This is a genomic window from Cupriavidus cauae (genome assembly GCF_026210475.1).
Taxonomy (GTDB): domain Bacteria; phylum Pseudomonadota; class Gammaproteobacteria; order Burkholderiales; family Burkholderiaceae; genus Cupriavidus; species Cupriavidus cauae.
In genome coordinates, this window is record NZ_CP080294.1 from 658,907 (window position 1) to 679,198 (window position 20,292).

The 20,292-nt window shown below is 68.4% G+C and carries 17 protein-coding genes; 4 read left to right on the forward strand and 13 right to left on the reverse strand.

Annotated elements, in window-relative coordinates:
- Positions 1 to 3: 3 nt before the first annotated feature.
- The 8 genes from KZ686_RS18420 to KZ686_RS18455 all read right to left on the reverse strand — a co-directional run bounded on the left by KZ686_RS18420 (position 4) and on the right by KZ686_RS18455 (position 9,620).
- A complete protein-coding gene (locus KZ686_RS18420) occupies positions 4 to 1,347 on the reverse strand; it encodes an ABC transporter permease (RefSeq protein ID WP_265634752.1) in 1,344 nt (447 codons plus the stop codon).
- Positions 1,348 to 1,436: 89 nt separating this feature from the next.
- Positions 1,437 to 2,192: an ABC transporter ATP-binding protein gene (locus KZ686_RS18425; protein ID WP_265634754.1), complete on the reverse strand. Its 756-nt coding sequence runs from the start codon at positions 2,190 to 2,192 to the stop codon at positions 1,437 to 1,439.
- A 5-nt stretch (positions 2,193 to 2,197) separates the two neighbouring features.
- The gene (locus KZ686_RS18430; protein ID WP_265634756.1) at positions 2,198 to 2,794 is read right to left on the reverse strand and encodes a DUF2796 domain-containing protein; all 597 of its coding nucleotides are present in this window, start codon (positions 2,792 to 2,794) and stop codon (positions 2,198 to 2,200) included.
- Between the two features lie 169 nt (positions 2,795 to 2,963).
- Positions 2,964 to 4,055, reverse strand: a complete 1,092-nt coding sequence (locus KZ686_RS18435) for an alpha-hydroxy acid oxidase (protein WP_149319535.1) — start codon at positions 4,053 to 4,055, stop codon at positions 2,964 to 2,966.
- Positions 4,052 to 4,738, reverse strand: coding sequence for a Fe2+-dependent dioxygenase (locus KZ686_RS18440; protein WP_149319534.1), 687 nt, complete (start codon positions 4,736 to 4,738; stop codon positions 4,052 to 4,054). The genes KZ686_RS18435 and KZ686_RS18440 overlap by 4 nt, the downstream gene beginning before the upstream one ends.
- A 180-nt stretch (positions 4,739 to 4,918) precedes the next feature.
- Positions 4,919 to 7,123 (reverse strand): TonB-dependent receptor, encoded by a 2,205-nt coding sequence (locus tag KZ686_RS18445; protein WP_265634759.1) that lies wholly within the window; start codon positions 7,121 to 7,123, stop codon positions 4,919 to 4,921.
- 389 nt (positions 7,124 to 7,512) lie between these two features.
- Positions 7,513 to 8,886: an ATP-binding protein gene (locus tag KZ686_RS18450; RefSeq protein ID WP_265634761.1), complete on the reverse strand. Its 1,374-nt coding sequence runs from the start codon at positions 8,884 to 8,886 to the stop codon at positions 7,513 to 7,515.
- Positions 8,883 to 9,620 (reverse strand): response regulator, encoded by a 738-nt coding sequence (locus KZ686_RS18455; protein ID WP_265634763.1) that lies wholly within the window; start codon positions 9,618 to 9,620, stop codon positions 8,883 to 8,885. Before KZ686_RS18455 ends, KZ686_RS18450 begins: the two co-directional genes overlap by 4 nt.
- A gap of 278 nt (positions 9,621 to 9,898) precedes the next feature.
- Between KZ686_RS18455 and KZ686_RS18460 the strand changes: the two genes are divergently transcribed.
- The 4 genes from KZ686_RS18460 (at position 9,899) to KZ686_RS18475 (ending at position 13,975) form a co-directional block, all read left to right on the forward strand.
- Positions 9,899 to 10,495 carry a GbsR/MarR family transcriptional regulator gene (locus KZ686_RS18460; protein WP_150082272.1) on the forward strand — a complete coding sequence of 199 codons (597 nt, stop codon included), beginning with the start codon at positions 9,899 to 9,901 and terminating at the stop codon, positions 10,493 to 10,495.
- 6 nt (positions 10,496 to 10,501) lie between these two features.
- Positions 10,502 to 11,881 (forward strand): cytochrome ubiquinol oxidase subunit I, encoded by a 1,380-nt coding sequence (locus KZ686_RS18465; protein WP_265634766.1) that lies wholly within the window; start codon positions 10,502 to 10,504, stop codon positions 11,879 to 11,881.
- Positions 11,878 to 12,900 carry a cytochrome d ubiquinol oxidase subunit II gene (locus KZ686_RS18470; RefSeq protein ID WP_265634768.1) on the forward strand — a complete coding sequence of 341 codons (1,023 nt, stop codon included), beginning with the start codon at positions 11,878 to 11,880 and terminating at the stop codon, positions 12,898 to 12,900. Before KZ686_RS18465 ends, KZ686_RS18470 begins: the two co-directional genes overlap by 4 nt.
- A 127-nt stretch (positions 12,901 to 13,027) precedes the next feature.
- Positions 13,028 to 13,975 (forward strand): oxygenase MpaB family protein, encoded by a 948-nt coding sequence (locus tag KZ686_RS18475; RefSeq protein WP_265634770.1) that lies wholly within the window; start codon positions 13,028 to 13,030, stop codon positions 13,973 to 13,975.
- Between the two features lie 123 nt (positions 13,976 to 14,098).
- On the opposite strand, the gene KZ686_RS18480 is transcribed toward KZ686_RS18475, so the two are convergent.
- The 5 genes from KZ686_RS18480 to KZ686_RS18500 all read right to left on the reverse strand — a co-directional run bounded on the left by KZ686_RS18480 (position 14,099) and on the right by KZ686_RS18500 (position 20,270).
- Entirely contained in the window at positions 14,099 to 15,322 is a 1,224-nt protein-coding gene (locus tag KZ686_RS18480) for a PepSY-associated TM helix domain-containing protein (RefSeq protein ID WP_265634772.1), read from the reverse strand.
- Between the two features lie 193 nt (positions 15,323 to 15,515).
- Positions 15,516 to 17,021 carry an aldehyde dehydrogenase gene (locus KZ686_RS18485; RefSeq protein ID WP_265634774.1) on the reverse strand — a complete coding sequence of 502 codons (1,506 nt, stop codon included), beginning with the start codon at positions 17,019 to 17,021 and terminating at the stop codon, positions 15,516 to 15,518.
- Positions 17,018 to 17,935: a DMT family transporter gene (locus tag KZ686_RS18490; RefSeq protein ID WP_407648596.1), complete on the reverse strand. Its 918-nt coding sequence runs from the start codon at positions 17,933 to 17,935 to the stop codon at positions 17,018 to 17,020. Before KZ686_RS18490 ends, KZ686_RS18485 begins: the two co-directional genes overlap by 4 nt.
- Positions 17,932 to 19,176, reverse strand: a complete 1,245-nt coding sequence (locus KZ686_RS18495; RefSeq protein ID WP_265634775.1) for a Zn-dependent hydrolase — start codon at positions 19,174 to 19,176, stop codon at positions 17,932 to 17,934. The genes KZ686_RS18490 and KZ686_RS18495 overlap by 4 nt, the downstream gene beginning before the upstream one ends.
- A gap of 23 nt (positions 19,177 to 19,199) precedes the next feature.
- The gene (locus KZ686_RS18500; protein ID WP_265634776.1) at positions 19,200 to 20,270 is read right to left on the reverse strand and encodes a histone deacetylase family protein; all 1,071 of its coding nucleotides are present in this window, start codon (positions 20,268 to 20,270) and stop codon (positions 19,200 to 19,202) included.
- Between the last annotated feature and the right edge of the window lie 22 nt (positions 20,271 to 20,292).

Genomic DNA, 20,292 nt, shown 5'->3' on the forward strand with positions numbered 1-20,292 from the left:
GCCTTATGTCCTTGGATTGAGCCCGTCCGCCAGGCTCAGGCGGTAGGCGCGCCATGCCGGCAGCAGGCTTGCGGCAAACCCGGCCAGTACCAGCGCCGCCAGGATCGGCAGCTCCGCCGCGCTCGGCCAGGACACCGGCAACGCCACGCCAAGGCGCGCCTCGAGCCAGCCGGCCAGCAGCGCGCTGGTCAGCGACAGCAGCGCCACGCCCGCGGCGACGCCGGTCAGCATCAGCATCATGCCTTCGATGGCGAGCAAGGCCAGGACATCGCGCGGCCGCGCCCCCGCCGCGCGCAGGATCGCCAGTTCGCGGCGCCGCTCGCCGAGCGCCGCCAGGATCGACGAGGCCAGGCCCGCCAGTCCGATCACCGCGACCATCGCCGACACGGCACGCAGCGCGTTTTCGGCGATATCGACGAGGTCCCACAGCGCGTCGAGCGCCACGCCGGGCAGCACCGCCATCAAGGGCTCGCGCGTGTCCTGCGCGATCTCCCGCTGCAGCGCGAAGACGCGCGAGCGCAGCTTCAGGCCGACCAGCACCGCGGTGACGCTGTCGGGCGTCAGGTCGAACCGCCGCAGATGCTCGGGCGCGATCGCCGCGCCGGGCACGCGCGTGCCGCCCTGGAAATCGAGATGGATGGCCTGCATCGCCTGCAGGCCGATATGGATCGTGCGATCGACCGGCGTGCCGGTCGGCGCCAGGATGCCGACCACGGTAAAGGGCTTGTCGCCGTGCTCCAGGCGCAGCGCGCCCGGGGCCGCCACATCGCCATGGGTCAGCACGATCTGTTGTCCGATGCGATAGCCCAGGCGCCGGGCGACCTCGGCACCGAGCACCGCGTCGAAGATGCCGTCAATCTTGCCGTCAACGCTGCCGTCAACGCTGGCGCCACTCGTCCCATCAGCCCCGCCGTCAATCTTCTCGCCGAAGGGCCGGCCCTGCGCGAGCCGCAGCGCGCGGCCGTCGCCATGGCGAAAATGCTCGAAATAGGCGGCCGTGGTCGCCAGCACCGGAAAGCCGCGATGCGAATCTCCCAGCGACAACGGGATCGTCCATGCGACCTGCGGATGGCTGCCGAGGCGTTGCACGCTGTCCCAACCGATGTTGTCGGTCGCGCCGCCGAGCCGGAAGACCGCATACAGCACCAGCTGGATCGGGCTGGTGCGGGCGCCGACGATCAGGTCCGTGCCCGACACCGATTGCGCGAAGCTGGCGCGTACCTGATGGCGGACCCGCTCGATGCCCAGCAGCAGCGCCGTCGACAGCGCAATCGCCAGCACCATGCAGACCAGGTTGGCGCGGCGGTTCCAGGCGCTGCGCGCGGCAATCGACATCAGCGCCGTCATGCCTGTCTCCTCATGCCTATCCCTTCATGCCCGCCGGTCATGCCCATCGGTCACGTCCATCGCCATGCGCGCCGCTCATGCCCATCCCCTCATGCCCATCCCCTCATGCCTTCCTCCGATGCCGATTCGCCTTCCTCGGCGGCCGGCATCGTGAAGCGCCGATCGAAGCCGGCCGCCAACCGGTCATCGTGGCTGACCATCACCAGTCCGGCGCCGGATGCGCGGCACTCTCGCTGCAGCAGCGCCATGAACGCGGCCTGCCGGGCGGCATCGAGAGACGACGTTGGCTCGTCGGCCAGGATCAGCTCGGGCCGCCCCAGCAGCGCGCGCGCCGCGGCCACGCGCTGCTGCTGCCCCACCGACAGCTGCGCCGCGGGGCGCCGCCACAAACTTGAAGGCATATCGAGCCGTTCAAGCAGCATGCCGGCCGCCTCGGTCTCGCCACCGGCCTGCTCGCAGGCGCGGGCCTTGCGGCTTGCCGAGAAGCGGCACGGCAGCAGCACGTTGTCCAGCACGGACAGATAGGGCAGCAGGTTCAGTTGCTGGAAGATGATGCCGATATGGTCGGCGCGAAAACGGTCGCGCCGAGCGGCCGGCAGCGCCGTCAGGTCGGTACCGGCGATGCGGATGGTGCCCTGGCGCGGCGCCACCACGCCGGCCAGCAGTGACAGCAGCGTGGTCTTGCCGCTGCCGCTCGGGCCGGACACGAACAGATGCTCGCCGCGAGCCAGTTCGAACGAATGCAGCGCCAACGCGCCGCCGTCGCGCCCGGGCCAGCGAAAGGCAAGATTCGTGGCGGCGACAAGCGGCTCGCCGCGTTCCATCCGTGGCATCGCGTCCGCCATGGCCCTCACCAGCGCAGGCGCGCCTGTGCCGGCGTCAGCGTGGCGCCCGACTGGCGCTTGTCGGTGGCGAGCTGGACGGCAATCCGGCTGACGCCGGGGAACGCGCGGAACACGCGCACCTCCAGCGAGCGCAGCGCCTCGGGGCGCGCGCAGCGGAAGCGGTAGTCCGCATCGAGATCCGCATGCTGGTGTTCGGCCTGCGGCTCGCCGCGCGGCGCTTCGCCCTCGCCGGTCAGGCCGTGATGCAGCGCGCCGAAATGAACCTGCGCGGCCTCCAGGCGGCAGTCCGCCTCGGGCGACGGCAGGAACAACGCCGCGCCGTCGCGCAGGCGCGCGATCGCCTGACGGACCTTCGCCCGCTCGGCGTCGGTGCGCGGCAGGCGCTCGAAGCCGAACACGTTGTCCAGCGGCGAGGCCAGCGCAATGGACAGCACGGGCCCTTCCACCGCGACGTCGAGCGTGGCCTGGCCATGGACATGCGGCTCCGCGGCGTGGGCGGGCGCGGCCATGGCGCTGATGGTGATCGCGGTGACGGTCATCGCGGTGATGGCCCTCGCGACGAAGGCGATGACCCGCAGCGGGCGCGAGAGTAGCGAATACATGTGTCGATCGTCCTTCTGCAACACCCGTCCGTTCGCGGGGCGGGATCAAGACGAGCACACCTTGTTGGGGGCGTGCGTCGATCGATTAATGATAACTTATTATCAGTAGAGGGCCTACAGGCCTCGCCAACCACCCCGCTCCGGGGCGCGCGGGCTGGCGGGACACACGCTATCGCGACGGCGCCAGCACGGACGCATCGATCGCGTCCAGCGTGGGCTTGCCCGTCAGGGCCATCGCGACCTCCAGCTCGGCCTGCAGCAGCGTCAGCATATGCGCGACGCCCGGCATGCCGCCGACCGCCAGGGCATGGAGCACCGGCTGCCCGAGCAGCACCGCGGTCGCGCCCAGCGCGATCGCCTTGACGATATCGGTTCCGCGCCGGATGCCGCCATCCAGCAGGATCGGCACCCTGCCGCCAACTTGCGCCGCGATGGCCGGCAGGCAGTCGATCGTGGCCGGTACGGTGTCGAGCGTGCGCCCGCCATGGTTCGAGACGACGATGCCGGCGACCCCGGCGCTCAGGGCCGGCTCGACGTCCTGCGGGTTCAGCAGCCCCTTGACCAGCACCGGCAGCGAGGTCTTCCGACACAGCGCCTCGATATCGCGCCATGTCGGCGCATGCTTCAGCATGCCTCGGAACACCGGGCTGCCGTTGCTGGTGCTGACCGGCGCAACCGGCGGATACGCCGCGAGATTGACGGCCCCAACATCGTCCGGAAGGCGGAAGCCCGCGCGCTGCTCGATATTGCGGACACCGCTGACCGCGGCGTCGATCGTCACGACGATCGCCTTGTATCCGGCCTGCTCGGCGCGGCGCACCAGGTCGGCCGTATCCTGCGGCCTCGGCTGGAAATACAGCTGGAACCACAGCGGCACCGCCGACGCCTTCGCAATCTCCTCGAGCGTCACGCTGGCCTGCGTGGCGACCGTCATCCAGGTGCGCGTCAGCGAGGCCGCCTGCACCGTCGCCAGTTCGCCGTCCGGATGCACCAGCCGATGGAAGGCCGTCGGCGCGAGCAGGATCGGATATTCCAGAATTTCGCCGAACAGCGTGCGGCGTGCCGACGCCTGCGACATGTCGACCAGCGCCCTCGGCATCAGCCGCAGCCGCTCGAAGGCGGCAGCGTTCTCGTGCTGCGTGATGCCATCCGCCGCGGCGCCCGCGATATAGGCGCGCACGCCCGGTTCCACCCGTTCGTGAAAGCGCCGCTCGTAGTCGCGCAGCGAGACGGTATCCGGGGGAATCTGCCAGCGCGTCACAGCTCGGCCCAGCGCCGCAGCAGGTTGTGATAGTGATTGACCAGGGCCAGCACGGCGTCCTTGTCATCGCCCAACTGCTTGCGGATCTCGATGATGGCGAGATCAAGTTCGTACAGCATGCGCCGCTGGCCGTCGTCCTTGACCATCGACTGCGCCCAGAAGAACGATGCCCAGCGCGTGCCCCTGGTGACCGGCGTCACCGTGTGCAACGACGAGGCGGGATAGACCACCAGATGCCCGGCCGGCAGCTTGACGGTATGCGAGCCGTAGAGGTCCTGGATCACCAGCTCGCCGCCTTCGTACTCATCGGGATCGGACAGGAACAGCGTGCTGGAGACATCGGCGCGAATGCGCATGCCGCCCGTTCCCGGCACCGTGCGGATCGCATTGTCGACATGGGTGCCGAAGGTCATCGCGCTCTCGTAGCGATTGAACATCGGCGGCAGGACGCGCAGCGGCAGCGCGGCCGAGTGGTAGGTCGGGTTGCGGCCCAGCGCGGTCAGCACCAGCTCGCCGAGCTCGCGCGCCTCCGCGCTGTCGACCGGAATCTGCAGGTTTTGCTTGGACTTCGCCGCCAGATCGCCGGCGGTCACGCGCCCGTCGACCCATTGCGAGCGCGCGAGGCGTTCCCGGCAATACCGGACTTCTTCGGGGGTCAGCACATCGGGGATCTGGACCAGCATGGCAACGTTGGCGGAAGGAAACAGGCGGCGGGCGGCGGAAAGCCCGATTCTAGCGGCTTCCCTGAAAAGGCTTCCCGAATAGGGCTCGCGAATAACGTTCCCGCCAGAAGAGGGCTCGCACACAGGGGCCCGTCCCCAAAAACGAAGGGACCGCACACTGCCGGCCCCTTTCGTTTCCGCTTAGAACGTCATGCCGACGTTCAGCAGGAACGTCCTGCGCGAGGTCGGCACCGCGCGCACGGCGCCGAACGAGGACTGATAGTTCAGATGGTCCGTCAGGTTGTAGCCGTTCAGCGAAATCCGGTACTTGCCGACCTTGTACGCGATCATCGCGTCCAGCGAGAAGTTGTCCGGCATCTTCGCGGTATTCGGCGAATCCGCCCAGTAACCGGTGGCGTACTGCAGGCCGCCGCCGATGGTCAGCTTGCCCGGCACCGGCAGCAGCGTATGCGGGATGTCATAGGCGGTCCACAGCGTGACGTTGTGGCGCGACACCCCCGGCGCCGCATTGCCGACGATCGCGCCATTGGTGGCCGACGTCACCTCGCCGCTCAGGTAGGCATAGGCGACATTGGCGGTCCAGCCGCCGACGATGCGGCCGCTCAGGCCCACTTCCACGCCGCGGATCTTGCGGCCTTCGCCCGAGTCGGAGAAGCCGTTGGTGATATCGCCGGTCACCGGATCGACCGTGTAGGCGTTGGCCTTCTTGGTCTGGAAGATCGCGCCGGTCAGGCCGAGCCGCTTGTCGAGGAAGTCGACCTTGGCGCCCACCTCGATGGTGTCCGAACGCTCGGGCTCGTTGCCGACACCGTTCTGCGGCACTTCCGACGCGACGCCGCCGACCGCCACCGCGATATCGGTGCCCACCGGCCGGTAGGTGCGCGAGAACGACGTGTAGAACATCGCGTCCTTGGTCGGCTCCCAGATCGCGCTGATCGACGGGCTCAGCTTCTTCGAGTCCGCCTTGCCGCCCAGCGTCGAGGCGCTGGTCGAGAATTCGCTCTGGAAGTAGTCCCAGCGCAGGCTGCCCAGCAGCGAGAACTTGTCGTGCAGCCAGACACGGTCGTTGACGAACACGCCGACATTGGTCGCATTGGCATCGCGCGTGTTGCCGTAGGCCACCGTCGCGTTCGGGCTGTTGTCGAAGACCGGATTGACGACGGTCTGGTTGTTGTTGCGGCCGGTCCAGGTGCCCAGGCTGCGATGGTCGCGCTGGTAGATCGTATCGAGGCCGACCATCGCCTTGTGGCGCAGGCTGCCGGTCATGAACTCGCCCTTGGCGCTCAGCACATTCTGCACGCCCCAGCCGCGCTGCAGATACGTCATGCCGCCGCCGGCGCCGTACGACAGCGCGACGTTGCCGCCGGCCAGCAGCCGCTGCAGGTTGGCGGCATTGATGCTCGCCGGATTGGTCGCCGAGAAATCGCGCTCGTAGTAGCTGAAGCGCGTGTCATTGCTGATCGTGATGCCGTTGTCGAGCTTCGTCTTGAAGTTCGACGACACCACGTGCGCATCGGTCCTGTCGCGGTCGGTGTTGCGCACGTACGAGGTCGACGACGAAATGCCCGGCACGCCGTACTCCGTCAGCGGACGGTAGATGCCGTCGGAGCCCTGCGCAACGGGCACACCAAAATCCGGCGCGCCGGTGCGGCGCAGGTAGGAATAGTTCAGGTGCCATTCGGTGCTGGTACCCAGGCCCGTGCCGAAATCGATCGCCAGGCCGCGGCGGTCATCGCCGACGTGGGCGCGGTCCGCCACGCGGCCGTTCTGGAACATGCCGTTGATGCGCAGCGCCGAGGTGTCGTTCAGGCGGAAGTTGCTGTCGACCGTGGTGCGATAGGTGTCTTCGGTGGCGAAACCCTGGTCGATGCTGGTGCTGGTATGCAGGTTCGCCTTCTTGGTGGTCTGGTTGATCAGGCCGCCGACATTGCCCACGCCGAAGCTCTCGCCCGACGGTCCCTTGATCACCTCGACGCTTTCGGTGTTGAACGCATCGCGCTTGTAGGCGCCGAAATCCCGCAAGCCGTCGACGTAGATGTCGCCCTTGGCGGACAGGCCGCGGATGCGGAACTGGTCGCCGTTCTGGCCGCCGTTGCCCTCGCCGGTCGAGATCGTGATGCCCGGCACGTTCTTCAGGATCTGCTCGAGCGAGGTGGCGTGCTGCTGCTCGATGACCTCCTGCGGCACGACGTTGATCGTCTTCGGCGTTTCGCGGACCGTGTCCGGCAGCCGCGAGATGCCGAGCGGCGCGTCGTTGGTGTTCTGGATGGCGTCGCCGGAGACGGTGACCTGAGGCAGCACGTTGCCGCCGGTCTTCGCGCGTCCAGCCGAAGTGTCCGCGTCCGCCGCCGCCTGGGCATGGGCCGCGAGGGGGACCGTCGACACCGAAATCACCAGACCCGCGGAAGCGCCTGAGACCAGCAGGCGGATGGCGTTCGCTATTTTTCTTTGCTGCACGGAGGACTCCAGAGAAGACAACGGACATGACGCTGCCGAGCCTCCGCTGGAAACGATTAGCACCCTCCCCGTCAAAGAGGTGAACACCGCATTTCGGCGCTGCCACTACGGCAGGCATTCAGCAACCGTCAAAATGCGAATGATTACTATTTGATGTTGCCGGCGTTTGTTGATTTGTGGCGAACTATTGCAGCGGGGAGGCGTTGACACAATTCGCCACAATCGTGGCCGTGCCGGTCCTGCCTGCGCGTCCCCGCCACCGTTCCGGCCTCCCGTCCCGCCCCGAGTCCGGCCACCGGCGCTTGCCGCTCCGCCGCCTAGTTCGGCAGCTCGATGACGGCCCGCAGGCCGCCCTCCGCCCGGTTGTGCAACGTGACGTCGCCGCCATGGGCGCGGATGCAGGAACGGGCAATGGCCAGGCCCAGACCGAGTCCGCCGGTGTCGGCGCTGCGGGCGGAGTCGAGGCGGGTGAACGGCTCGAATACCCGCTCCAGCTGCTCGGCATCGATTCCAGGTCCCTCGTCCTCGACTTCGATGCGCAGCGTATGCCTGACCTTGTCGGCCACGACATGGACGCCGACCTGCCCGTAGCGCGCGGCGTTGTCGATGATGTTGCTCAGCCCCCGCTTCAGATGGACGGGGCGGCAACGATAGAACAGCGCCGGGTCGGGCCGCGTGTCGCAGCGGACCTCGCGCCCCTGGATGGTCTGCTGGTCGACGATCTCCTGGATCAGCTCGTCGAGCCTGACGTCCTGGGTCGGCTCCTGCAGCGCATCGTCGCGCGCGAACTGCAGCGCCCCTTCGACCATCACGCTCATGTCGTCCAGCGTCTTGACCATCGCGTCGCGCAGCTCGGCGTCGTCGATCAGCTCGGCCCGGATGCGCAGCGAGGTCAGCGGGGTGCGCAGGTCATGGCCGATGGCGGCAAACATCTGCGTCCGCCCGTTGACGAAACGGGTCAGGCTCTCCTGCATGTCGTTGAACGCCTGCGTGATCTCGCGCACGCCGCTGAGCCCGTCGGGCGCGGGAAGAATGACGCGCTCGCCGCGGCTGACGCGCTTCGACGCCTCGGTCAGCAGCCGCAGCGGCCGCATGATGCGGCGCCCGAACAGCAGCGCGATGATCGCCGTCGGCAGCATGCCGACCAGCAGCGAAAAGCTCAGGACACGGGACCAGTGCGCGGGGACCATCGTCGGCCAGTGCCGGCTGTGCAGCCAGCGTCCGTTGGGCAACCGGACCTCGACGTCCAGCGCCAGCGCATGCGTCCGGCTGAACGCCCGCTCCAGCCAGTTGCCGCCGCGCTGGCTGCTGCGCTCGGGTTCGGCCTGCTGCAGGCGGACGTGGATCGGCACCTGGTCCGCCACATCGAGCAGGCCGCGCAGCCGCTGCGCCAGCGCGCGCTCCTGCTCGCCCATGCCGTACGGGTCCGGCAACGCGTGCGTGGCGAGCCGGAACGTCGAGTCCGGCAGGCTGATGTCTTCGAGCAAGGCATCGGCATCGGCGGATCGGCCGGCCAGCCGGTAGGCGGACAGGATGCGCGTCTCGATGGTCCGCACCGACAACGGATGGAGCGTGGCATTGTCCGCGCGCCACCACGACAGCGCGACCACGGCGAAGACGTGGGCGGCCAGCATCGCCAGCAGCCACAGGGCCACGAGCTGGCCCGACAGGCTGCGCGGGAACCATTTCATGACGGCAGGACCGAGACCTTGGTCGCGAGCAGATAACCGTCTCCGCGGACGGTCTTGAGCATGCCGGGATGCCGCGGATCGGGTTCCAGCTTCTTGCGCAGGCGGCTGACCTGGCTGTCGATGCTGCGGTCGAACGTCATCGTTCCGGAGCGCTGCGTCATGTCGAGCAGCTGGCTGCGGCTCAGCACGCGGTTGGCGTTCTCGACCAGCGCCCGCAGCAGATGGAACTCGGCGGTGCTGAGCGGCACCTCCTCGTCGCGCGGATTGCGCAGCGCCCGCGTCCTGGTATCGAAGGTCCAGCCGCAGAAGGTGAAGCGGTATTCCCGGGGCGCCGGCACCTCGCCGGGCTCGCGCGCCTCGGGCACGCGGTTGCGGCGCAGCACGCTGCGGATGCGGGCCACCAGCTCCCGCGGATCGAAGGGCTTGACCACATAGTCGGCCGCGCCGATCTCCAGGCCGGCAATCCGGTCGGCCTGCTCGGTCATCGCGGTCAGCAGGATGACCGGCGTTCCCACATGCTCGGACACATAGCGGCACAGCGACAGCCCGTCTTCTCCTGGCAGCATGATGTCCAGGATGATCAGGCTGTAGCGGCGCTCTTCCAGCCGATGGCGCATCGCCTTGCCGTCGGCCACAGCCTCTACGTCGAAATCGAAGCGCCTGATGTAAGTCGACAAGGGATCACGTATGTCCTTGTGGTCGTCGACGATCAGGATGCTGGGACGGGTGTCCATTCTGCTCACACTGCTATCAATAAACGAGAATCGTTATCGTATTCTACAGTGAGGGGGCTTGGCCCCACCCGTCGGCGCCGCATCGAGATCGGCGGCATATGCCTCCCGGGAATGACGGGCACCGCGCCGGAGCCAAAGCGCCGCCTAATTGCGGGCGACGTGCAGGCGACGTGCGGGCGGCGTGCGGCATCCGGTCGCACACCGGCCACCGCGCTTGCCGCGCCGCATCATTCCGTTCTAAACTTTCACAAATTCCTGAAAATTCAAAAAAGACAAACATGCAACTCTCGCCCCTGGTCCAGCGCTTCGTCCTCCATTTCGGCGAAATGGGAAGCCGCTGGGGCATCAACCGTACCGTCGGCCAGATCTACGCGCTGCTGTTCACCGCGGCGCGCCCGCTCAATGCCGACGAGATCGCCGAGTCGCTGGGCTTCTCCCGCTCCAACGTCAGCATCGGGCTGAAGGAACTCGAGTCGTGGAACCTGGTACGGCTTTCGCACCAGCCGGGCGACCGGCGCGAGTATTTCTCGGCGCCGGACGATGTCTGGGCCATTTTCCGGACCCTGGCGGAGGAACGCCGCCGCCGGGAAATCGACCCCACTTTGTCGATGTTGCGGGAAGTTCAGCTCGAAACGCCGTCCGATCCCGACGACAAGCACGCCCAGCGGCGCATGCAGGAGATGTACGAGCTGATCCTGCTCGTGACCGGCTGGTTCAGCGACATGCAGAAGCTGGATGTCGCCACCCTGGAAAAATTGATGCGACTCGGTTCCCGCGTGACTAAGCTGCTGGAAGTGAAGGACAAGCTATCCGGGGCCCTTGGCGGCAAACCCGCCGAAGGCAAGCGCAAGCCGGCTCGCACCAAGAAGGAGTAGTGCCCCATGTTGTCGTCGCTCGACCCGATCCTGCTGGCGCGGATCCAGTTCGCCGCCAATATCACCTTCCACATCCTGTTCCCCACCATCAGCATCGCGCTCGGCTGGGTGCTGCTGTTCTTCAAGCTGCGCTACGGCAAGACCGGCGACGAGCGCTGGATGGCGGCCTACCGCTTCTGGGTCAAGGTGTTCGCGCTGACCTTCGCGCTCGGCGTCGTCAGCGGCATCACGATGAGCTTCCAGTTCGGCACCAACTGGCCTGGCTATATGGAGACGGTGGGCAATATCGCCGGGCCGCTGCTGGCCTACGAGGTGCTGACCGCGTTCTTCCTGGAGGCGACCTTCCTGGGCATCATGCTGTTCGGCATGCGCCGGGTCAGCAACCGCACCCATACGATCGCCACGCTGCTGGTGGCCGGCGGCACCACGCTGTCGGCGTTCTGGATCCTGGCGCTGAACTCGTGGATGCAGACGCCGGCGGGCTTCGAGATGATCGACGGCAAGGCCCATGTGGTCAGCTGGCTGCAGGTGATCTTCAACCCCTCGTTCCCGTTCCGCCTGACCCATATGCTGATCGCCTCGGGGCTGACGGTGTCCTTCCTGCTGGCCGGCATCTCGGCCTACCGCTGGCTGCGCAACGACCGCTCGCCGGAGGTCCGCTCGACCATGCGCACCGGCGTGATGGTGGCGGCGGTGCTGATCCCGCTGCAGATCGTCGTCGGCGACCTGCATGGCCTCAATACGCTGGAACACCAGCCGGCCAAGATTGCTGCGATGGAGGGCATCTGGACTACCGGCAAGAGCGTTCCCGCGGTGCTGTTCGGCTGGCCCAACGCGGTGACGCAGAGCACCGACTGGGAGATCTCGATCCCCAAGCTCGCGTCCTTCTATCTGACCCATACCTTCGACGGCGAGGTCAAGGGCATCGACGCCTTCCCCGGCAAGCATCCGCCCGTGGCGCCGGTGTTCTTCGCCTTCCGCATCATGGTCGGCATCGGCATGCTGATGCTGCTGGTCTCCTGGCTGGCGGCCTGGCAATTCAAGCGGCGCGGCGAGCCGTCCCGCGCCGTGGCGCGCCTGCTGCTGGCGATGACCTTCTCCGGCTGGATCGCGCTGGTGGCCGGCTGGTATGTCACCGAGATCGGCCGCCAGCCCTACCTGGTCTACGGCGTGCTGACCACCGCGGAGGCGGCCTCGAAGGTGCCGGCGACGATGGTCGCCTCGACCCTGCTGATGTACCTGTCGCTGTATGTGCTGCTGATTGCCGCCTATATCTCGGTGGTCTTCTATCTGGCCCGCCGCGCCGGCACCGATCCGGCCATCGACGAACCGGAAATCGAAACCCCTCAACCCGTCATCGGCGGCAAGCCACGGAGCGCGCAATGACCGACCTGTCCCAACCCGCCGGCTGGATGCCGCTGGTCTTCCTGGCCCTGATGGGCTTGTCGATGCTGATCTACGTGATCCTGGACGGCTACGACCTGGGCGTCGGCGTGCTGCTGCGGCGCGCCGACGACGCCGACAAGGACACGATGATCGCGTCGATCGGCCCCTTCTGGGATGCCAACGAGACCTGGCTGGTGCTCGGCGTCGGCCTGCTGCTGACGGCCTTCCCGATGGCGCACGGCGTGATCCTGACCAATCTGTACCTGCCGGTCGCGCTGATGCTGGCCGGGCTGATCCTGCGCGGCGTCGCCTTCGACTTCCGCGTCAAGGCCCGCGCCCACCACAAGCCGTGGTGGAACTGGGCCTTCTATGGCGGCTCGCTGCTGGCCTCGTTCTCGCAGGGCCTGATGCTGGGGCTCTATATCACCGGCTTCGAATACGGCTGGCTCGACCTGCTGTTCGCGGTGGTGGTGGGGCTGTGCCTGGTGGCGGGCTACTGCCTGCTCGGCGCCAGCTGGCTGATCATGAAGACCACCGGCAGCCTGCAGGCGCGGGCGATCTACTGGGCCCGGCGCAGCCTGTGGCTGACCGGCGTCGGCGTGGCCGCCATTTCGGTGGTGACGCCGCTGGTCAGCGAGCGGATCTTCGACAAATGGTTCTCGCTGCCGAACATCATCCTGCTGGCGCCGATTCCGCTGATCACGGTGGCGCTGTTCGTGATCATCGACCGGCTGCTGCGGCGGATGGGGCCGATGCAGAGGGCCGGCAACGACCGCTGGGCGTGGGTGCCTTTCGTCGGCACCGCGGTGATCTTCCTGATGGCCTTCAACGGCCTGGCCTACAGCCTGTTCCCCTACCTGGTGGTCGACCAGCTCGACATCTGGCAAGCCGCCAGCGCCCCGGAATCGCTGACCGTGATCCTGGTCGGCGCGGTGATCGTGCTGCCGACCATCCTCGGCTACACGATCTACGCCTACCGCGTGTTCTGGGGCAAGGCCACCGACCTTCGTTACTATTAGGCTGTCTAACCAGCGCCGAAACAGCATTGAAGCGGCATGAAACGGCGCTGGAACGGCGCAGCAGGGGCGCCAGAGCGGCGCTCCCCGGAGCGCCGATCCACTGAAGACGGCACGAGATCGGGCAGGCATGAAGGGCAGCGAAGGAAGCAGACAGGGGCTGAATGCCGCGGCGGCGCGTCCGGGCAGCGTGGTCCGGCGCGTGCGCGAACAGGCCGGCGCGCATGTGCGCGCGCTGACCCGCAGCAACTCCGGCCTGACGCTGGACTACGACAATCCCCCGGGCGATCCGGGCCTGTTCGGGCCGGACGCGGTCTGCTGGCGCGTGCATGGCGACTTTCCCGCGATGCTGGCCGGCGGCGTCAGCGCGCTGCTGATGCAGACCATGCACCCGCTCGCGCTGGCCGGCGTGTGGGACCACTCCAGATTCCGTACCGACATGCAGGGACGCCTGGGCCGCACCGCGCAGTTCATCGCCGGCACGACCTATGGCAGCCGCGCCGACGCGATGCGGCTGATCGAACGGGTGCGCCGCATCCACGCCGGCGTGAACGGCACCGCGCCCGACGGCCGGCCTTATGCCGCCAGCGATCCCGCGCTGCTGACCTGGGTCCATGTCGCCGAGGTCTCGAGCTTTCTCGCCGCCTACCTGCGCTATGTCGGCCCGCTGTCCCACGCCGAGCAGGATCGCTATTACAACGAGGTGGCCCTGGTGGCCGAGCTGCTCGGGGCGACCGAGGTGCCGCGCTCGCGCGACCAGATCGCGGCATATCTGGACAGGATGCGTCCGCAATTGCTGGTCACCGAGCGCACCCATGAAGTGGTGCGGCTGGTGATGCAGATGCCGGTGGCCAACCCGCTGCTGGTGCCGGCGGTACGGATCATGGCCGATGCCGGCATCGCACTGCTGCCGGAATGGGTGCGGCGCGAACTGGGGCTGGCCGGGGCGAGCGTCAGCGCGCTGCGGCGCCCGCTGTCGCTGGCCGGCATGCGCGTGCTGGCGCCGACGCTGCGCTGGTCGCTCGGCGGCGGGCTGGCGGCGCGCGCCCGGCGACGGGCCGCCGCGGCGCCGCGCTGAAACCGCCCCTCCCGGATTACGCACCCTACTGCACGGTGGGAATCGATCGCGTTGCCGCGTCCCCCCGCTTACGCCCCTTGCTCCGCCGGGGGAATCGATCGCACTTGCCGCATCCCCGCCGACTTACGCTCCCTGCTCCGCGGCAGGAATCGAACGCACTTGCCGCATGCCCGCCGCCGCGCGCCGGCCCGCCCGCTTGCGGGCCCAGATCACCACGCCGGTCACGCACAGCGTGGCCACCATCAGTCCCATCAGCGAAATCAGTACCCGCCCGGGCAGGCCGAGAATGCGGCCGGAATGCAGCGGGAATTGCGCCTGCAGGAACAGATCGCCGGCGCTGCCGGTGCCGGGAAGGCTGCCGCCCGCGGGCGCCAGCGTCTTGCCATCGAAGTACAGCCAGTTGTTGCCCAGGCCCCCGTCGCCATGGTCGTTGCCGACCTCGAAGAAGCCCACGCCATAGAGGTCGTATGGCGACGAGTAGAAGATGCCGCCGGCCGGTTCGATCCAGCCGCGGCGCGCGCCTTCCGCGCGGGCCGCGGCGAGGACCTGCTCGCGCGTGACCGCCGGTTCGTGCGGCCGGTCCAGCGGGCGCGGCGTGCGCTTGTCGAATTCGTTGGGGCTCAACGGCGACAGCTTGGCCACCAGCGGCCGCATCACCTGCGTCTCCAGATTCATCGAGATCGACGTCACGGCCAGCAGCAACAACAGGCCCCACAGCCAGACCGCGCCCGAGCGATGCAGGTCGAAGTTCAGCGCATAGCCGCCCTTGCGCCAGCGGAAGGCGAAGGACTTGCGCCATGCGGCACGGCTCGGAAACGACAGCCACAGCGCGATCAGGCAGTCCAGCGCCCACGCCATCGCGATCAGCCCCATGAACCATTTGCCCAGCTCGATGCCCCAGCCGTCGGGGATATGCATCGTGTAGTGCAGCTTGTAGAGGAAGGGCAGCAGGTTCTCGCGCGACAGCGAGACCGCGCCCCACATCCGGCGCGCCTGGATCTCGCCGGTGACCGGGTCGACCGCGATCTGGTTGAAGCCCAGGTCGAAAGGCTTGCCGGTGGCCGGATCGATCCGCCCTTCGACGAACATCGTCAGCGCATGGCCGGGCTCCAGCTCCAGCGGCGTATAGCTGATCCGCAGCCGCGGATCAGCTTGCTCGATATGGCGTGCCAGCTCCAGCGCCGGCATCGGGGTGCCTTCGGTGCGCGCGTGGAACAGCTCGGGATTGAGCCATTCATCGAGTTCGTGATCCCACGAGATGATGGCGCCGGTCACGCCGGAGATGAACAGGAAGATGGCGGCGGCAAGGCCGAACCAGCGGTGCAGCCGGACAAGAAGGGAGCGCATGGGTCAGAGGGGGGACATTGTTCCTCTGACATTGACGAACGGCGGCGCGGAAGCGGAACCGGAACCGGAGCCGGAACCGGTTTCGGGACAGGAACCGCGCCCGGGTCCGCCGCCCTGTGCCCTGTGCCCTGTGCCCTGTGCCCTGTGCCCTGTGCCCCAGGCCGCGTGGACCGCGCGGCGGCCCTGAGGCGGACTACGCCAGGCTGATCCAGGTCGTCTTCAGGTCCGTGTACTTGTCCAGCGCATGCAGCGACTTGTCGCGGCCCGAGCCGGACTGCTTGACGCCGCCGAACGGCACCGTGATGTCGCCGTCCATATAGCAGTTGACCCATACCAGCCCGGCCCGCAGCTGCCGTGACACGCGATGCGCGCGCGCCAGGTTCGCGGTCCACAGGCCCGAGCCGAGACCATAGGGCGAGTCGTTGGCCATCCGCAGCGCCTCCTCCTCGGTATCGAACACGGTCACGGCCAGCACCGGCCCGAAGATTTCCTCGCGCACGATCGACAGCGATTGCGCGGGACATTCGAAGATGGTCGGCTGCAGGAAGTAGCCGCCGCTGTCGGCCCGGACACGCTGGCCACCCAGCCGCAGCCGGGCGCCTTCGCGCTGGCCGGCTGCCACATAGGACATCACGCGGTCGAGCTGGCGCGCATCGACGATCGCGCCCATCGCGGAGGCCGGATCGAGCGGATCGCCGGGCTGCATGTTGGCGGCGCAGGCCTCGAGCTTCGCCATGAAGGCGTCGCAGATGCCGCGCTGCACGTACAGCCGCGAGCCCGCGATGCAGATCTCCCCCTGGTTGTTGAAGATGCCGATCGCCGCGGCCTGCGCGGCGCGGTCCAGGTCGGGGCAATCGTCGAACACGATATGCGGTGACTTGCCGCCGCATTCGAGCCAGACCCGCTTCAGGTTCGACTGTCCCGCATATTCCAGGAACCGCTTGCCGGTCGCGGTCGAGCCGGTGAAGGCGATGCAGTCCACGTCGGAATGCCGGCCCAGCGCCTGCCCCGCCTGCGCGCCGAGCCCCGGCACCACGTTGAACACGCCGGCCGGAATGCCGGCCTCTTCGGCGAGCGCGGCCAGGCGCAGCGCGCTCAAGGGCGACTGCTCGGCCGGCTTGAGCACCACGCTGTTGCCGGCCGCCAGAGCGGGCGCGACCTTCCAGCTCGCCATCAGCAGCGGATAGTTCCACGGCACCACGGCCGCCACCACGCCCAGCGGTTCGCGCGTGATGGTCGCCAGCACGTTGGCATCGGTCGGCGCGATCTCGTCGTAGATCTTGTCGATCGCCTCGGCGTACCACGCGTAGGTGCGCGCCGACTCGGGGATGTCGTACAGCAGCGTGTCGGCGATCGGCTTGCCCATGTCCAGCGTTTCGAGCAGTGCCAGTTCCTCGCGATGCTGCTCGATCAGCGCCGCCAGCCGCAGCAGCGTGGCCTTGCGCTCGCGGCGCGGCATGGCCGCCCACACGCCCTGCTCGAATGCCCTGCGCGCGGCGGCGACGGCGCGATCCACGTCGGCCTCGCCGCAGGCGGCCACCTTCGCCAGCACGGTGCCGGTGGCCGGATCGATGCTGTCGAAGGTGGCGCCGTCGGCCGCGTCGGTCCATTTGCCGTCGATATAGGCCTGTCCGCGCAGGCGCGGGACGATCGACTGCGCGCGTTGGCGCCAATAGGCCAGGTCGTGAAGCTCGCTCATGAGGGTTGCCTCGAATCCAGGGTAGAAGAAGAAGCCGCCGCGGCGCGTGCGGGCAGCGTCAGCGACAGCCCGGCGCCGACGATCAGCGCGATGCCGCCCATCGCCAGCGCATCCGGCCAGCGGCCGAACCACCATGCGCTGTAGACCAGCGCCAGCAGCAGATGGCAGTAGTTCAGCGGCGCCAGCGTGGAAGCCGGCGCCCGCTGCAGGGCCAGGATCAGCAGCACCTGCGCCAGCGCGCTCATGAAGCCCATCGCGAGGATCGTCAGCCAGTCGACCAGATCCGGCCACACCACCGGCAGGAAGAACGGCGCCGGCAGGCCGGTGGCGATCATGCAGATGACCGCCGCGAAGCCGTACTGCACCGTGGCATCGACCTTGCCGGCCATGCGCCGGGTCAGCAGCTGCAGCAGCGCGTAGCCGAGCATGGCCGCCACCATCAGCGCCGTGCCGATCCACGACAACTGGCCGCCGGGGCGCACGATCAACAGCATGCCGGCGAATCCCGTTGCCACCGCCAGCCACTGGCGCGCCCCGACGCGCTCGGCCAGCAGCCACGGCGACAGCGCCACCACGACCAGCGGCGCCATGAAATAGATCGCGGTGGCTTCGGCCAGCGGCATCCACAACAGCGCGGTCATGAAGCAGGTGCCCATGACTGCCAGCATCAGCCCGCGCAACACCAGCAGGCCGCGATGGGGCGTGCGCCAGAAGCGCAGCCGGCCCGCGTTCGCCAGCATCGCGATGGCGACGGTGCAGGTGGCGGCATAACGCACCGCATTGAGGAAGGGCGCCGGATAGCGCCCCACCAGATGCTTGGCGGTCGCGTCGACCGTGGCGAACAGCATCACCACGCACAGGAACAGCAGGCCCCCGCGCCACCAGCCGCTGTCGCGGCCCAGGGCGGCGTTCACGTGCCGGCCCGCGCCACCATCGCGCCGAGCAGCACGTTGGCGCCGGCTTCAAGATGCTCGGGCTTGGCGTCCTCGATCTCGTTATGGCTGATGCCGTCCTTGCAGGGCACGAAGATCATCGCGGTGGGCGCGACGCCGGCCATGTAGACCGCGTCGTGGCCGGCGCCGGTGACGATGTCCTGATGCCGGTAGCCGCGCGCCTGCGCTTCATTGCGCACGTGGGCGATCAGCTCCGGGTCGAACGGCGTCGGCGCGAAATACTGCACGTCGCGCACATCGACCTCCAGCGGCGTGCCGGTGGTGGTACCGGCGGCCAGCGCGGCGCAGGCCGCGCGAAAGCGTGCGTCCATCTCGGCGAGGCGCGCCGCGTCCTCGTGGCGCAGGTCCACGGTGAAGGTCACGGCGCCGGGAATCACGTTGCGCGAGGCCGGATGGGCATTGACCACGCCGACGGTGCCGCGACCATGCGGCGCGAAATCGTTGGCGATGCGCACCACCTCCTGCATCAGGAAGGTGGCGCCATACAGCGCATCGCGCCGCAGCGGCATCGGCGTGGGTCCCGCATGGGCCTCCATGCCGGTCACGGTCACGTCGTACCAACGCAGGCCCAGCGAGCCGGTCACCACGCCGATCACGTTGTCGGCGGCTTCGAGGATCGGGCCCTGTTCGATATGGGCCTCGAAATAGGCCCCGACCTGGCGCCCGCCGACCTCCGCGGTGCCGGCATAGCCGATCGCCCGCAGTTCGTCCTCGACGCGCTTGCCGTCGCGATCGGTGGCGTCCAGCGCGGTCTTCAACGGGAAGATGCCGGCGAACACGCCCGAGCCCATCATCACCGGCACGAAGCGCGTGCCTTCCTCGTTGGTCCAGATCGCGACCTCGATCGGCGCCTCGGTCTGGATGCCGCGATCGTTGAGGGTACGCACCACCTCCAGCCCGGCCAGCACGCCGAAGCAGCCGTCGAACTTGCCGCCGGTCGGCTGCGTGTCGATATGGCTGCCGGTCATTACGGGCGGCAGCGCGTCGTTGCGGCCGGCGCGCCGGCCGAAGATATTGCCGACCTTGTCCACCGTCACCGTCAGGCCGGCCTCGCGCATCCAGCCGGTCACCAGGTCGCGCCCCTGCCCGTCCAGTGCGGTCAGCGCCAGCCGCGCGTTGCCGCCCTTGGGCGTCGCGCCGATGCGCGCCAGCGCCATCAGCGATTCCCACAGCCGCTGGCCGTCGATCTTCAGTGTCGTCATCGTGCTCTCCTTGGAAGCGGGGCTCAGGCCATCGCGGGGGCGAAGCCCGACAGGAAGGCGTCCAGCGCGTGGCCGATGGCGTCGACCTCGTAGCCGCCCTCCTGCACCACGACCGTCGGCACGCCCAGCGCGTGGATGCGCTCGCCGATGCCGCGGTAGCCGTCCATGCCGACGGCCAGCACGCTGATGGGGTCGTCCACATAGGTATCGAAGCCCAGCGACAGCACCAGCGCCTGCGGCCGGTAGTCGCGCAGCGCGTCGAGCGCGCTGTCGAGCGCCGCCAGGAAGCCGGCGTCGCCCGTGCCGTGCGGCAGCGGGAAGTTCAGGTTGTAGCCGTAGCCCGCGCCGTAGCCGCGTTCGTTGGCATAGCCGGTATAGAAGGGGTAGTAGCCGGCGGGATCGGCATGCAGCGAGATCGTCATCACGTCCGAGCGCTGGTAGAAGATCTGCTGCGTGCCGTCGCCGTGATGCGCGTCGACGTCGAGCACCGCCACCTTGCCGAAGCGCTTGAGCAGACCCTGCGCGGCGATCGCGGCGTTGTTGACGTAGCAGAAGCCGCCGGCGCGGTCGCTGTGCGCGTGATGACCGGAGGGCCGGCACAGCGCGTAGGCCATGCCGCCGCCCCCCTGCTCGCAGACGTAGTCCGCCGCCGCCACCGCGCTGTGGGCCGAACGCAGGATCGACCGCCAGCTGTGCGGGCCCAGCGGGCAACTCAGGTCGCCGAGGTAATAGCCGGCCTGCGCGATCACCGAGTCGGTCGGGCAATCGGGCCGGCGGCTCTGGTCGAGCTTGCCGTTGTGGTACGGCGACAGGTTGGGCAGCACCTCGATGCCCGGTTCGAAGCCGGGGCGCGCCAGCGCCTGCCAGCGTTCGTAGGCCTCGCACAGGAAATCGAGATAGGCCGCGCTGTGTACCGTTTCCAGCGGCGCACGGCCGTAGTCCGGCGCGACGGCCAGATCGATGCCGCGCGTGGCGAGCGTGGCCTGCAGCGCGGCGGCGCGTGCGGGCACGTCGGTCGGCTCGCACAGCCTGCCCGCGCGCATGAACTGGCGCGGCTGATGGAGCAACTGGTCATCCGAGAAGAAGGCACGCATATTGTCAGGTGTAGGTTTTCGG